The organism is Marinobacter sp. L-46, from assembly GCF_056859535.1.
Map to the genome: position 1 here is coordinate 54,504 of NZ_JBSXOP010000045.1, position 13,994 is coordinate 68,497.

The 13,994-nt window shown below is 58.0% G+C and carries 12 protein-coding genes; 1 reads left to right on the forward strand and 11 read right to left on the reverse strand.

The annotated features are described in order from the left end of the window. Positions 1–2: 2 nt before the first annotated feature. The 10 genes from AC13DJ_RS05250 to pilB all read right to left on the reverse strand — a co-directional run bounded on the left by AC13DJ_RS05250 (position 3) and on the right by pilB (position 11,643). Positions 3–821, reverse strand: a complete 819-nt coding sequence (locus tag AC13DJ_RS05250; protein ID WP_476131454.1) for a glucosaminidase domain-containing protein — start codon at positions 819–821, stop codon at positions 3–5. 61 nt (positions 822–882) lie between these two features. Beyond that, the gene (locus tag AC13DJ_RS05255) at positions 883–3,072 is read right to left on the reverse strand and encodes a hypothetical protein (RefSeq protein ID WP_482934037.1); all 2,190 of its coding nucleotides are present in this window, start codon (positions 3,070–3,072) and stop codon (positions 883–885) included. 117 nt (positions 3,073–3,189) lie between these two features. Next, the gene (locus AC13DJ_RS05260) at positions 3,190–3,750 is read right to left on the reverse strand and encodes a YfaZ family outer membrane protein (RefSeq protein WP_482934038.1); all 561 of its coding nucleotides are present in this window, start codon (positions 3,748–3,750) and stop codon (positions 3,190–3,192) included. Between the two features lie 124 nt (positions 3,751–3,874). After that, a complete protein-coding gene (locus AC13DJ_RS05265; RefSeq protein WP_482934039.1) occupies positions 3,875–5,953 on the reverse strand; it encodes a response regulator in 2,079 nt (692 codons plus the stop codon). 44 nt (positions 5,954–5,997) lie between these two features. Then, positions 5,998–6,747 carry a tRNA (N6-threonylcarbamoyladenosine(37)-N6)-methyltransferase TrmO gene (tsaA, locus tag AC13DJ_RS05270; RefSeq protein ID WP_482934040.1) on the reverse strand — a complete coding sequence of 250 codons (750 nt, stop codon included), beginning with the start codon at positions 6,745–6,747 and terminating at the stop codon, positions 5,998–6,000. After that, positions 6,740–6,988 (reverse strand): hypothetical protein, encoded by a 249-nt coding sequence (locus AC13DJ_RS05275; protein ID WP_442914999.1) that lies wholly within the window; start codon positions 6,986–6,988, stop codon positions 6,740–6,742. The genes tsaA and AC13DJ_RS05275 overlap by 8 nt, the downstream gene beginning before the upstream one ends. A gap of 137 nt (positions 6,989–7,125) precedes the next feature. Beyond that, positions 7,126–7,755 carry a dephospho-CoA kinase gene (gene coaE, locus AC13DJ_RS05280; RefSeq protein WP_482934041.1) on the reverse strand — a complete coding sequence of 210 codons (630 nt, stop codon included), beginning with the start codon at positions 7,753–7,755 and terminating at the stop codon, positions 7,126–7,128. A 3-nt stretch (positions 7,756–7,758) separates the two neighbouring features. Continuing rightward, positions 7,759–8,634, reverse strand: a complete 876-nt coding sequence (locus AC13DJ_RS05285; protein WP_482934042.1) for a prepilin peptidase — start codon at positions 8,632–8,634, stop codon at positions 7,759–7,761. Positions 8,635–8,707: 73 nt separating this feature from the next. After that, positions 8,708–9,928 (reverse strand): type II secretion system F family protein, encoded by a 1,221-nt coding sequence (locus tag AC13DJ_RS05290; RefSeq protein WP_476131466.1) that lies wholly within the window; start codon positions 9,926–9,928, stop codon positions 8,708–8,710. 2 nt (positions 9,929–9,930) lie between these two features. Further along, the gene (gene pilB / locus AC13DJ_RS05295) at positions 9,931–11,643 is read right to left on the reverse strand and encodes a type IV-A pilus assembly ATPase PilB (RefSeq protein WP_482934043.1); all 1,713 of its coding nucleotides are present in this window, start codon (positions 11,641–11,643) and stop codon (positions 9,931–9,933) included. Positions 11,644–11,991: 348 nt separating this feature from the next. On the opposite strand from pilB, the gene AC13DJ_RS05300 reads away from it, so the two are divergent. Next, on the forward strand, positions 11,992–12,465 hold the full coding sequence (locus AC13DJ_RS05300; protein WP_482934044.1) for a pilin: 474 nt from the start codon (positions 11,992–11,994) through the stop codon (positions 12,463–12,465). Positions 12,466–13,202: 737 nt separating this feature from the next. On the opposite strand, the gene AC13DJ_RS05305 is transcribed toward AC13DJ_RS05300, so the two are convergent. Next, on the reverse strand, positions 13,203–13,856 hold the full coding sequence (locus tag AC13DJ_RS05305) for a transposase (RefSeq protein ID WP_482934045.1): 654 nt from the start codon (positions 13,854–13,856) through the stop codon (positions 13,203–13,205). Between the last annotated feature and the right edge of the window lie 138 nt (positions 13,857–13,994).

Sequence of the window (13,994 nt, forward strand, 5' to 3'; positions counted from 1 at the left end):
CGTCAGTCCAGTTGAGCCCGGAATTGCTTGTCGTAGAATTCCAGGTTGTTGTAGCGAATCATGGCGCGGATCTCTTTTATATATTCCTCGCCCCTTTCGGAATAGCTCAGCAGGCCTTGTGCCAGGGCAATGCCGGAAAACGCATCACCGTCGGCCCGGGCTGCCGAGCGTATCGACCGCAGCTGCTGGTAGGCAGGGTGCCGGTTCAGATTCTGGATGTAAGAGCGCACAGAATAATAAGGCGACGAAAACTTTGCCACCTCATGGTTGGCCCCTTCCGGGCGGCTCAGCGGCACCAGCCCGCAGCCACGGGTAAAACACCACTGGCCAAACAGGTTGTTGCCTTCGGTGGCAAAGCGGGAAGTGCCCCAGGCAGATTCATTGGCGGCCTGGGCCATAATCAGGGACGGAGGAATCACATCCAGCTTTTCCGTGAGTTGCTCAAACTGTTTGGGGCTGCCGTTCTTCGCCTCAACTCTCAGCCGGTCCGCCTGCCGTTCCAGCCACTCCAGTTCATCGTCAGCCAGCTCGTCTTTGCCAGAAAGGGATAGCAGGTATTCCCGCTCCAGCAGAATGCGGTTGTTGGCCAGTTCAATGCGAGGGTAAAGAAACGAGAAAAAGGCGGCCTTCTTTTCGGTGGTGTCCTGGTACCCGGAAAAATCCGGCAGGCCGTCGGCGGTCCACTCAGGCAACTTGGGCAGGGAGCCCAGGGCAATGTCGGTGTCTTCACTTTTCGGGGCTTCGGGGGAGTACAAAGCACCGGCAATTGCAAATAACACCAGGGGAACACACAGCAAAAGTGCCCGGGAGATTAACGTCATAAAACCTCTCGCCAAAATCGATATGGCTGGAATTATAACAGGTTATACGGCTTACGCCTGTTCACTGAGCTGCGGGTGATTCCGGAATGAGTGTCGCGATCAGCAAGCCGGTGCGTAATTCCGGGCCGGTGTTGTCTTGAACTACCAGGAAGATCTGGTCACCGGATTCCGTATAGAAGCCGTTCAGAACCAGCTCGCCTCCCGCCAGTTGGATGGTGCCGTTGCCACCGGGTGTCACGGTGAACCCAAGGTCGAGCAACTCATTTTCCGGAGTGCCGACCGCGTTCTCTGTGATGGTATGGCTAACCCGGTAGCTGGCGGCGGTAAGGTCTGCGCCGGTTTCGGATAATGTGAGCGTTCCTCCGGCCACCTGGTACAGCTGGTTCTGGTTGGTATCCAAAGCGATCATCGTGCCCTGAACCCGGTAATCGCCGGTAACGGGGGCGGCCAGGGAGGTTGTTTTGCCGGCGATCACCAGGCCATCGCCAAGTCCCGCGTCGTCGAGATTGAACGCCAGCAGGGAGCCATCGGGCGTAGCGGCGCCAAGACCCAGCGGCGGCTCGCTTTCGGTACAGCTGCGGCACAGGGCCAGCCGGCCGATATTCTTGGTGCCGGAACTGAGCTGGGCCGGCCGGTTGGCAATGTTCCAGGTGTCGGTCACGGCGGATGACGCTCCTGCACCCGCAGCCCCCGTGTTGTCACGATAGATCGTAGAGTTATTTGTGGTCAGTGCACCATCAGCGCCGCCCAGCTCACCATAGCCGGTCTCGAAGGCTGCCGGATTACTGCCACCAAACTGGGCAGTAAGGTACACCAGGTTGTAATCGCTGCCGGTAATGCCGGCCATGTCGAAATCTTCGCTGCGTAACAGATGCAGCTCCAGCACGGAGAGATACTGTTCTTCCAGGGTTTCCTGGCGCTTCAGCTTGCCGTCTGCATCAGCCAGGGCGATGGCCTTGCCGGCGGTAAAGTAACTGCCCAGCACCCGGTCCGGGCTTTGGTTCTCATCGCCGGGGGCGGAGGTGAAGGCATCCATGAAATAGGGATTGCGGGTCCAGCCATTGTTGGCGCTGCCCGGCTCATCGGTAATGCTCTGGTACAGGGCGCGGCCGGCCAGCAGGCGGGCAGGGTCGGAGCCGTCTTCTGAGGGCGGTGTGAGAGTAGCCGCTCCCGGTGAGCTGGAATGGCTGTTCCGGGTCCAGCCGGTTTCCCGGGCGAACTGGTGGCCGTCCGGATTGGTAAAGCCGTGAACCAGGGTGCTCCGGTCGTAGGGAATATCCGTGGCCAGGGAGGTCACGTTGATATTGAAGGCCTCGAAGGAGGTTAGGGTCAGGGCCGGGTACAGAAATGCCCCGCCAAGGTCTTCTTCCTGTGCGGTACGAGCACCCCACTGGCCGGCACCGGGGAAGCGGGCATCACGGAAAGTCGGGCCCAGCTCCAGCCCCAGAAACACCGAGTTGTAATCTGCGGAGCTGGCGCGGATGGTGCCAGACGCATTCGGGCCCAGCAGGGCATAGTCCGCCATCTGCTCAATATAGCCGGCGAAATCCGCCCGCCCGGCCAGCGTACTGACTGCGGCCTCCAGCGTCAGGTTGCCGGCAATATCGATCTCGAAATCGTGTACCTGGTCGGCCAGGCTGGACCACACATACTTGTTCAGGCACAGGGCGCCGCCCCGGTCGTTCACGCAGTCCATCACGGCCTGAAATTCGGTGGAGGAGTAACCGCCAAGTCCGTTTTGCACCAGGTAATGGGAGAAGGGGTTTACCTTCACATCCCGGTCTGAATCGGCTGCCAGGGCTTTCATCGCAATAGTTTGGCCGCCGCCGGAATAACGGGCTTCAATCACCACATCCGGGCCGATGGGCTGGCCGTCCGGAAAGGCCACAATCCAGTTGCCGTCTTCGCCAGTGCTGGTGCTGTAGGGCACGGTGCCCAGATTTTGCCCACCCTGGTTGCTCCGGTATACCTGCACCTGGTCCGGAATCACGATTCTCAGGTTGCGCCGGGTTTGCTCCGCATCCGGGGCATAAAAGGCGGGTACCTCCATGGTGATCCGCACTTCATTGGCTTTCAGGCCGGCGGTATTGCCGGAATCGCCGGTGCTGCCGGGGTTAAAGTCGTCCAGGGCGTTAACGGTATTGCCAAAACGGTTGGGAATCTCGCGGGCGCCATCAATGGCACTGTCACCACCGCCGCAGGCGGTCAGTAGGAAGGGCAGGGCAAGGGCAGAAATCAGGCGACATTTCATGCAAGGCAATCCGGATGATGTATCTCGGCACAGCCTAGCAGCAAAACAGAGGGGAGAGCGTGAAAGCGGGCACGAATCGGCCACCCGGCATCAAACCGGGCGGCCGCAAGGCGGGTATCAGAAGAAGATCTTCATACCGGCCATCACGCCTTCGTCCAGGTTGATATCCGGAGAGCCGCGGAAATCCAGTTCGGTGTTCAGGTAACGGTAACCGGCGAACACTTCTGCGTTGCGGATTACACGGTAGCTGCCGCGCAGTTCTACGCTGGTCATGTTGTCGGAATCACCGAAAGACAAAATGCTCGGGGCGTAGTGCAGGGCGCCGGTGAAGGACAGGCCCGGTACATCCGGGATGTTTACCGTGGTAAAGCCACCAAGGCCCACCGCGCCGCCGTCTACCTGGTCGTCATCCCAGGCTATGCCACGCAAACCAATGCCGGCGGTGGTAGGCAGGTTGCCAAGGGCGGTGCGGCCCTGGGCGTGGAAGTCCACGTTGCCGATCTGGCGGCTGCCTTCGCGATAGGTGTAGCCAGCGCCCAGCTGCAGTTCGTCCTGGGTGCCGAAGAAGTTTACCTGGCCCTTAACGGAATCGTTGGTCAGGCTCAGGTCCAGTTCGCTGGCGAATACCGGAGCGGCAGCCAGGGACAAAGCGAGGGCAGAGATGCGGGTAATGTTCATGATGACACCTTTGTTGCTTTCATTTTAATTCGGAGGGAATGGTAAACACCTACGCGCGGCGCCACAACTTAAATGGCTGTAAGTCGCTGTTAAGGGTGACAGGGCGGGGTTATGAGGCGCGAGCTTAGTCCGTGCTGGCCGCGGCCTGGCAATACTGGTCCAGCACCGCCCGCAACATCTCCATGTTCACCGGCTTGGCCACAAAGGAATCCATGCCGGCAGCCCGGCATTTTTCCTCGTCTTCTTCCATCGCGCTGGCAGTCAGGGCCACCACCGGTATCCGGGGTTTGTGGTTGTCCCGCTCCCACTGGCGCAGCCGGCGGGTGGCTTCAAAACCGTCTACCCGGGGCATCACGCAGTCCATCATGATCACATCATATTGGTGGGTCTGGTACAGGGAGGGCGCGGCTTCGCCATCGTTGGCGGTCATCACCTGACAGCCCAGTTTCTCCAGCAGGCGGCGGGTGAGTGTGCGGTTAACCGGGTTGTCTTCCACCAGCAACACCTGCATACAGCCGCAGGCCAGCTCCCGGCGTACGGAGCCGGTGTGGTTGATGGATTGCAGGGAAAAGCGGGTCAGGAACCGGCGCTCCTGCTGCTCTGCATCCGCAAACAGCTGGTTCAGAATCGGAATCAGGTAAGACTCCCGCAGGGATTTGCTCAGGAAAGCATCGGCCCCGGCCTGGCGGAAATGTTCGGCATCGCCCCGCTGGGGGTTGGATGAGAGAATCAGCAGGCGCATGTCCTGCCACTGCTGGTTGCCGCGAATCTGGCGGCACAGCAGGTCGCCGTCCATATCCGGCACAAAGCCGTCCAGAATGATTGCATCGTAGGGCGTGCCCGCATCAAAGGCCTGGCGCAGAAAGGTAAGCGCCTCGCCCGCCGAGCGTACCGCCTCAATGTGAACCTCGTGGCGGGACAGCATTTCCAGGGTAATCTTGCGGGACAACTCGTAGGAATCCGCTACCAGAATGCGCTTGTGATGCACCTTTCGGGAATCCGGCCGCACCCGGGCCGCGCTGTCTGCCGCTTCTGGCAGGCTGATTTCCGCCCAGAAGGTGGAACCTTCGCCGGGGCGGCTTTCCAGATCCAGCGAACCGCCCATCAGCCCGATCAGCTGCCGGCAGATGGTCAGCCCCAGCCCGGCTCCCGGGGTTTGCCGCTGGAACTGCTGGCCCAGCTGCACATAGGGCTCATAAACCAGCGGAACATCTTCCGGGTTAATGCCCACGCCGGTGTCTTCCACGGCCAACCGCAGGCGTACCTTGTCGCCCCGCCGGCCCAGCACTTCAATGCTGATCAGCACATGGCCGGAATCGGTAAACTTGATGGCATTGGACAGCAGGTTCAGCATCACCTGGCGAATGCGCACCGGATCGCCCACCAGCGCCCAGGGCAGGTTTTCATCCACCCGCACTTCCAGTGCCAGGCCTTTCTCCCGGGCACGGCTGCCGAGCATGTGGATGAGGTCGTTCAGGGTTTCCCGCAGGTCGAACGGAATGGCTTCCAGCTCCATCTTGCCGGCTTCCATGGCGGAGATGTCCAGCAGGTCGTTAATGATGGCAGAGAGGTTTTCCGACGCGCCCAGCAGGGTATTCACATACTCCCGCTGTTCCTGGTCCAGCGGTGTGTCGGTCAGCAGGTTGGCGTAACCGAGCACGGATTGCAGGGGGATTCGCAGCTCGTGGCTGACGTTGGCCAGGAACTGGTTCTTGGCATGGTTGGCGCGGATGGCTTCGTCGCGTTCGTCACGGGATTTCAGGGTGTCCTGGCGCAGGGAGCGGGTGTCTTCCAGAATCTGCAGGCGCATGCGGTTCAGGGCCTGCTCCAGTTCTGACAGCTCATCCGGCCGCTTGGGAGCCTTGCGGCGCAGTTTCAGTGGGTCGACCAGGGCGTCCAGGTTCAGCCTGGCGGCGTAATCCGCCATGGTTTCCAGGTGCCGGAACAGGGTAATGCGCACAATCAGCAACAGGCCCAGGGTACCCAACATCACCACGATGGACTGGAACCAGAGATTGTGCAGTGCCTGGCCCAGCACCTCGTCATAGAATTGCTGGAACGAGGATACCTTGGCCAGCTCGCCATACATCTGTGCGCCGGTGGCCACCAGTGACAGCACCACGCTGTACAGCAGCACCCAGGCCAGCAGCCGCAACGCCAGCGGGCGAACACCTAAACGCTTGAAAAACTGCTTGGAAGGCAAAGGCACAAATTCCCTGTGTCGACTACAAAATCACCAGCGGCAGTTTAGCAGACCGACACCACTTCCACACGTGCTGCAGTGCCCTCGTTTACAAAACGAAAACGAACATTCAGATCATACAGGTGCACGCCGTAAATGCGCGCCTCATCCCGGCCCCGGCGGAACGATGGGCGCGGGTCGTAACTCACAACATCCTCAATCAGCCCCCGTAAATCCGGGTAGTCGGCCGGGGGCAGGGAAGCCAGTTGTGCGTCGGCCTCCGGGGTGAAGCTGACCGACAGGCGCTGCAAGGGTTCTTCCTCCGCCCAGCCCAGGGAGGCCTCCGGCAGCGCATCGGCAAAGGGCAGGTAGGGCTTGATATCCAGTATCGGCGTGCCTTCAATCAGGTCATGGTCGCTGATCTTCAGCACCAGCCGGCCGTTGTGCCTGTCCAGACCCTCATTTTTTACCACCGACAAACCCAGGCTGTTAGGCCGGAACGGCGAGCGGCTGGCGAACACGCCCATCTTCTTGTTGCCGCCTAATCTGGGCGGGCGCACCACAGGCCGCCATTCTGCCCGCACCGCCTCGTGGAACTGGAACACCAGCCACAGATGGCTGGCGGATTCCAGGCCCCGAAAGGCGTCTTCCCGGTCGAACGGCGGCTCGATCACCAAACTGGCGTGGGCATTTTTGGTGAGCCCCGGCTGGCGCGGCACCCCGAACTTGTCCTGAAAGCAGGAGCGGGTATAGGCAATGGGGGTCAGGGTGAGGGCTTCCGCAGCGGGTTTGCTTTTGTGGCGGGGTCTAGTCACGGCTGATGGTTCCGGAGAAATACATTTCGATACGCAATACCACCGAGGCCCGGTCCTGGAAGCTGTCTTCCCGGGGGAACTCCAGGGCCGGCACCACCTCGGCGAACAGCCAGTCTTCGTACATGCGATAACGCCAGGTGAAATCCGCAAAGTAGGACGTAGTGCGCCAGGACGGCTGGCTCTCGCCCAGAACGCCAATGCGGGGCGTAACCACCGACCGGTTATTCAGGCGCTTGCGCACACTGAAAATCTGCGCCGCATCGAACCGGCGCCGCTTGCATATTGAACACCGGCTCGCCGCCACGGGCTGTGGGTGCCAGAACCGCGCCGAAGGCCAGGAACAGGACAAAAAAAGAGGTGTAACGCAGCCGAAGCTCCTTAACTGAATTCAGCCAGCAAACGGTTATGCAGCTCACAAACCTGAAGCTCCACGTTATCCAGCGGGCGGTTATTATCAATAATAGCGCTTGCCCGCGCCCGCCGCTCGTCCCGGCCCAGTTGCGCCGCCATAATCCGCTCCACCTGCTCCCGGGTATTGGCGTCCCGCGCCATAGTGCGCTCCAGCTGCACCTCCTCCGGCACATCCACCACAATCAACTGCTCGACCAGTTGGTGTTGATTGGTTTCCAGAAGCAGGGGAGACACCAGCAGCACATAAGGTAACGGATAATCGCCGGAGTTGCCCTTAGCCGAAAGGCTGGCAGGGTTACGCAACTGGCGAACCAGCTCCTCCCGAATCACCGGGTGCAACAACTGCTCTAGCCACTCCCGCTCCGCAGGCTCTGCAAACACCCGCTGGCGCAACCAGGCGCGGTTCAGCGAACCATCCGCCTGCAACACCTCAGCACCAAAATGCTCTGCAATTTGCGCCAGTGCCGGCTGCCCCGGTTCCACAACTTCACGGGCTACGTTATCGGCATCCACCCAGTGCACCCCCAGCTCCCCAAACAACCGGGCCACGGTGGATTTTCCGGAGCCGATACCGCCTGTTAAACCAATAATCCTCACGCATCAAACTCCCAAAAACCCAAACCAGAACCTCTGAATCTCCGCCCCAAACCACAATCCAAGCAATCCGGCAGCCGCCAGATAAGGCCCAAAAGGAATCGGCACCTCACGCCCGTGCTTCTTGAATACCATCAGCGCAATACCAACCACAGCCCCCACCAGGGACGACAACAAAATCACTGCCGGCAACAACTGCCATCCCAGCCAGGCCCCAAGCACCGCCAGCAACTTGAAATCCCCGTGGCCCATACCTTCCTTGCCGGTGGCCAGCTTGAACAGCCAGTACACCGACCACAGCGACAAATACCCCGCCACAGCACCCCAGAAGGCACTCTCGAAATCCGTCAGCACACCAAAATAATTCAGCACCAGGCCAAGCCACATCAGCGGCAGGGTGATGCTGTCTGGCAGCAACTGGGTATCGAAATCAATCACCGTTAACGCCACCAGCGCCCACACCAGCAGCAACGCCCAGAGCGCGGCTTCCGTCGGCCCCAGCAAGAACACCGTAACCACCGAGAATATTGCGGTAACGGCCTCAATCAGAGGATAACGAACCGAAATCCGGGATTTGCAGGAAGAGCACTTGCCTCTCAGCAGCAACCAACTGACAACCGGAACATTCTCCCAGGCCCGAATCTTGTGGCCGCAGGAAGGGCAGGTGGAGGCAGGTTTGGAGAGGGTGATGGTTTCTTCTTTCTTGCGCTGGGCCTCCGGCACCTCCAGGAATTCCTCGCACTGGCAACGCCAGTCCTGGTGCATCATTTTGGGCAGGCGCAGGATGACCACGTTCAGGAAGCTGCCGATGCAGAGGGAGATGAGGGTTACGGTCAGGTAGAGGAGCAAGGGGGTGTTGAGGAATACGTCTAGAGAGGGCATTCAGGAACTCATCGGAAATGTTGGGAGAATGCCTGCTCCCCAAAAGAAGCGGGGAGCAGGAACGGGCCGGTGTTTAGCCGACAACCTGACCCATCTGGAAGATCGGCAGGTACATGGCGATGATCAGGCCGCCAACCAGCACACCCAGAACCGCCATGATCATCGGCTCCATCAGGGCGGTCAGGTTGTCTACCATGTCATCCACCACCGCCTCGTAGTGCTCGGCAACCTTCTGCAGCATCTCATCCAGGTTGCCGGACTCTTCACCAATAGCTGTCAGCTGCACCGCCATTACCGGGAAGATGTCCTGCTGGCGCATGGAAGCCTGTAGCTGGGTACCGCTGGAAACATCGTTCTTGATACGCTGGATGGCATCGCGATAAACCGCGTTACCGGTGGCCCCGGCTACGGAATCGAGGGCGTCGACTAGCGGTACACCGGCGGCGAAGGTGGTGGATAGTACCCGGCCGAATTTGGCGACGGCGGATTTGTCGAGGATTTCGCCCACAACCGGCAGTTTCAGCACGTACTTGTCGACAATATCTGAGAACTTTTGGGAACGCCTTTTGGATTCCTTGAAGAGGAAGATTGTGCCCACAATGCCCAGCAGCACGACAAACCACCAACTCTGCATCCACTCAGATAGCCGAACGACCATCTGCGTAAATACTGGAAGCTCCGCCCCGAAGCCCTGGAACAGGCTCTCGAACTGCGGCACCACCTTTACCAGCAGAATCGCAGTAACCACGATTGCCACCACGATAACGGCGATGGGGTAGGTCATGGCTTTCTTGACCTTCTTCTTGAGCAATTCCGTCTTTTCAAGATAAGTCGCAATCCGATCCAGCATCGCTTCCAATGCACCGGCCTTCTCACCGGAATCCACCAGGTTGCAGTACAGATCATCAAAGTGCTTCGGATGTTTGCGCAAAGACGCAGCAAAGCCGGAACCGGAAGAAATGTCATTCCGGATGCTAACCACAAGTTCCTGCAGGCCTTTGTTTTCAAGGCCATCCGCCACAATGTCAAAGCTCTGCACCAGCGGCACACCGGCCTTCATCATAGTGGCCAGCTGCCGGGTGAGCATGGCAATGTCGAACGGCGTAATCTTCTTGCTGCCGCCGAACAACGGCTTGGGCTTTTTCTTGACCTTGTCCGGAATCACCCCCTGCTTACGCAGTTGGGCTTTGGCCAGAGCAATACTGGACCCCATAATCTCGCCCTTGGATGCATTGCCTTTCCGGTCTTTACCTGCCCAAACGTACGTTTCCAGCCTATGTGATTTTTCTGCCATGCTTAATCCTTCGTCACGCGGTTGGCTTCCTCAAGGCTGGTCACCCCCTGAATTACTTTCAGAAGAGCGGACTGCCGAAGTGTGCGGAAGCCTTCCGCCTGAGCCTGCTTTGCTATTTTTATGGAACTGGCTTCTTCCATAATCATGTTGGCCAGTTCGTCTGTAATCTTGACCACCTCGTAAATACCAACGCGGCCTTTGTATCCCCCATTGCATTTATCACAGCCCTTGGGGCGGTACAACGTGAAGCCTGTATCAATTTGTTCTTGTGTGAACCCTTCCTGCAAAAGCACATCCGCCGGAATATTCGCCGGCTGTTTGCAGCCATTACACAACCGCCGGCCCAAACGCTGGGCAATAATCAGGCTCACCGAGGTCGCAATGTTGAACGCCGGCACGCCCATGTTCATCATCCGGGTCAGGGTTTCGGCCGCGCTGTTGGTGTGCAGGGTAGAAAGCACCAAGTGCCCGGTTTGTGCCGCCTTGATGGCGATGTTGGCGGTTTCCAGGTCCCGGATCTCACCCACCATGATCACGTCCGGGTCTTGCCGCAGGAAGGCCCGGAGCGCCTCTGCAAACCCCAGCCCCACCTTGTTGTTCACGTTCACCTGGTTTATGCCTTCCAGGTTAATCTCCGCCGGGTCTTCTGCCGTGGAAATGTTGCGCTCGGTGGTGTTCAGAATGTTCAGGCCGGTATACAGGGAAACGGTTTTACCGGAACCGGTGGGCCCGGTAACCAGGATCATGCCCTGAGGCTGTTCCAGTGCATCCAGGTACAGCTGCTTCTGGTCTTCCTCGTAACCAAGCACATCAATACCCAGCTTGGCCTGGCTCGGGTCCAGAATCCGCAACACAATCTTCTCGCCCCACAGCGTGGGCAGGGTGTTCACCCGGAAGTCGATGGCCTTGGTTTTGGACAGCTTCATCTTGATCCGGCCATCCTGGGGCACCCGGCGCTCGGAGATATCCAGCTGCGCCATAATCTTCACGCGGGCAGAAATCTTCGGTGCCAGCTTGATCGACGGGCGGGAAATCTCTTTCAGAATGCCGTCGGTACGGTATCGAACACGGTAGGACTTTTCGTAAGGCTCAAAGTGCACATCCGATGCGCCGCCGCGAATGGCATCCAGCAGCATCTTATTCACATACTTGACGATGGGCGCGTCATCCACCTCGGCAGTGACGGCCTTTTCGTCTTCCTGATCGCCGCCTTCAGTCTCCACTCCTTCCAAACCGGCGTCTTCCAGGTCGCCCATGGTGGAATCCTGGCTTTCCAGGTACTTGTCGATGGCGGCGCGGAGCTTGGCGTCATCTACCAGAATCGAGTCGGTGCTCAAGCCGGTGTTGAACTTGATTTCGTCCAGCGCTTGCAGGTTGGTCGGGTCTGAAATAGCCACAAACAATCGGTTGCCACGCTTATAAAGTGGCAGGGCGTTATGTTTGCGGATGAGCTTCTCGTCGACCGTTTTCTCCGGCAGCATTTCCGGGGCAAAGGCGTCCAGGTCCAGTACCGATACGCCGAACTCCATGGCGGCAGAAAACGCCAGCTTGCGGCTGTCGGCCAGGTCGTTCTGGGTGAGGTAGGTGATCAGCGGAATGCGGTTATTGGAAGCCTGAAGAAAGGCATCCTTGGCCACGTCTTCATCCAGAAGCCCGTCTTCCACGAATCGACGGGCCAGGCCCGTCAGCGTCACGTTTCGGTTGCTGCTCGCCATAAATGCTCTGAGGAAAGTCTTATAAGTGGCTGAATCTCGGATTTATGAACCAGAGTTTAGATGGATGACCCTGCTTTGGAAAGCGGGGTGTGTCTCAGGTTTGATCTTTCTTAAGAGCGTGTCTGGGATTGCCGGCTTGGGTGACGGAAATTGTCACCTTTGGGCGGGGAGGGGCACCAGGGTTTGGGCGAGTGGACTGGCGTGGTTGGCGTTTTTTGATTTAAGTCACTGTATGAACGCTGATTTTTAACATTTTCTTGCAATTGGCATGGGGCATGCTTAAGTTACCTCACGCTCAGCGCGGAAACGGGGCAAAGCTCCACCGCCCCGGAGCTGGATAAACGAAAAATGACAACTCTTGAGGTTGATAACATGCAAAAGATTCAGATGAACAAAGGTCAGCAGGGTTTTACTCTGATCGAACTGATGATCGTTGTGGCGATTATTGGTATTTTGGCGGCTGTGGCTATTCCGCAGTATCAGGATTATACGATCAAAGCTAAAGTTGCAAACGCGTTATCAGCGGCCACTCCGTTGAAAACGTCGGTAGCGCTTTGTGCGCAGGAGGCTGGTGGTGTTCTTTCAGGCTGCGATACGGGCTCTAATGGTGTTCCGACATTCAACGCCACTAAGGAGGTTGCAAGTGCTTCGGTCGAAGATGGCGTGGTAACGATGACGCTCGGTACTGGCATTGGAACAGGTGTAGATGGTTTGGTAATCACAATGACGCCAACAGTAAACAGCAGTGCTGTCGTTTGGAGAAACACAACAACAGTTACTCAGACTGCAGCTAAAGAAGCTATTGAGAAGAGTAACATCTAGTTCAAGGCAAATTGATCATGGACAGGCACTAGCCTAACCAGATCCCCATGAATGGTTATGGACAGGCACTAGCTTGACCAGATCCCCAAAGACCCGGTGGTTACGCTCCGGGTCTTTGTCGTTAATAAGACTGATCATGGACAGGCACAAGTCAATCATGATCATGGACAGGCACACGCCAAGTCCGTAATTTTGCACCATGATGGACAGGCACTAGCCTTGGTTGATCATGTAAACATGATCGAATGATCATGGACAGGCACTCAAGACTGACCATGGACAGGCACTAGCCTGACCAGGTCCCCAAAGGCCCGTGGGGAATGATCATGGACAGGCACTCTGTCTCCTCTGTAAACTGATCATGGACAGGCACTAGCCTGACCTGGCGAATGATGGACAGGCACTAGCCTGACCTGATCCCCAAAGGCCCGGCGGTTTCGACCCCGGGCCTTAAGAAACTGATCATCACAACTGATCATGGACAGGCACTAGCCTGACCAGATCCCCAAGCCTGGCGAGCTTGGACAGGCACTAGCCTGACCAGATGCCCAAAGGCCCGGCGGTTTCGACCCCGGGCCTTTGTCGTTTCTGACTTTCGGTTTACTGCGCCTAATTCGGGGTTATGGCAAAGCAGCGCCAGCAACTCGCGGCGAATCCTGGAAATCTGCCGATTTCAGGCGAGCGACGTTTTCGGCGGCTGCGCCGATAGTCTGATTTGAGAAAGAAGGGGAGGGTGCCTAAGCCGCTCGTCGTCGCCGTCCAGGATTTCGGTAATCCTGATAGCTGTCCTCAAACGCCGTGGCCCGGTGGCACCACCGTTCCGGGTCCAGGTTCAACCGTTCCAGAATCGGCAGCGCGCTTTCGTCAATACAGCCGCGTTTGTCACTCCGGCTGATCCGCCCGGTGCAATCCACCAGTTCCAGGTAATCTGCAAAGCTGAACAGGATGCCTCGCTGGAAGCCGTTTCGAATCACGCCTTCAAAACCCAGCAGCGGTTTTAACGGTACCGAAAAATCATTCAACGCTTGCTGTTCCGTTTGCCGTGCAATGGCTTCCGCCAGATCGAAGGTAGGATGAATGCGTTCTTTGATGCTGGTGTGGTCGGAAGTCTCCGGTGTCTCTGCCATGGCGGCGCGGATGGGATTCAGGTCGACATAGACCATGCAGGAGAGAAGGGCCTCTTCGGTGTCCAGCGCCTGGGATTTGAATCGACTCTCCCAGAAGTGACCGGTGCACTCATCTTCCCGGTTGGCTTGCCTCGCAATTGGTTCATTCAGGCATTTCATAAACCAGCTCAGATCCGCCAACCGCTGCCGGAAGGTTTCCGCGTACGCCTCCACTCGCCGAAGCTCTGCAGCACACAACTCGTCGCCCCGATGATATCGCTGCACTAGTGTCCCTTAACAAAAGTCCGCTTACTTATTGAGCTTGTCTGATAATCTGGCGATTGACTCAATAATCTGGTCGGCAGATTTATGCCATTCAAAGGGCTTCGGGTCTTCGTTGTAAGTCTTCAGATAGTCTTTGAT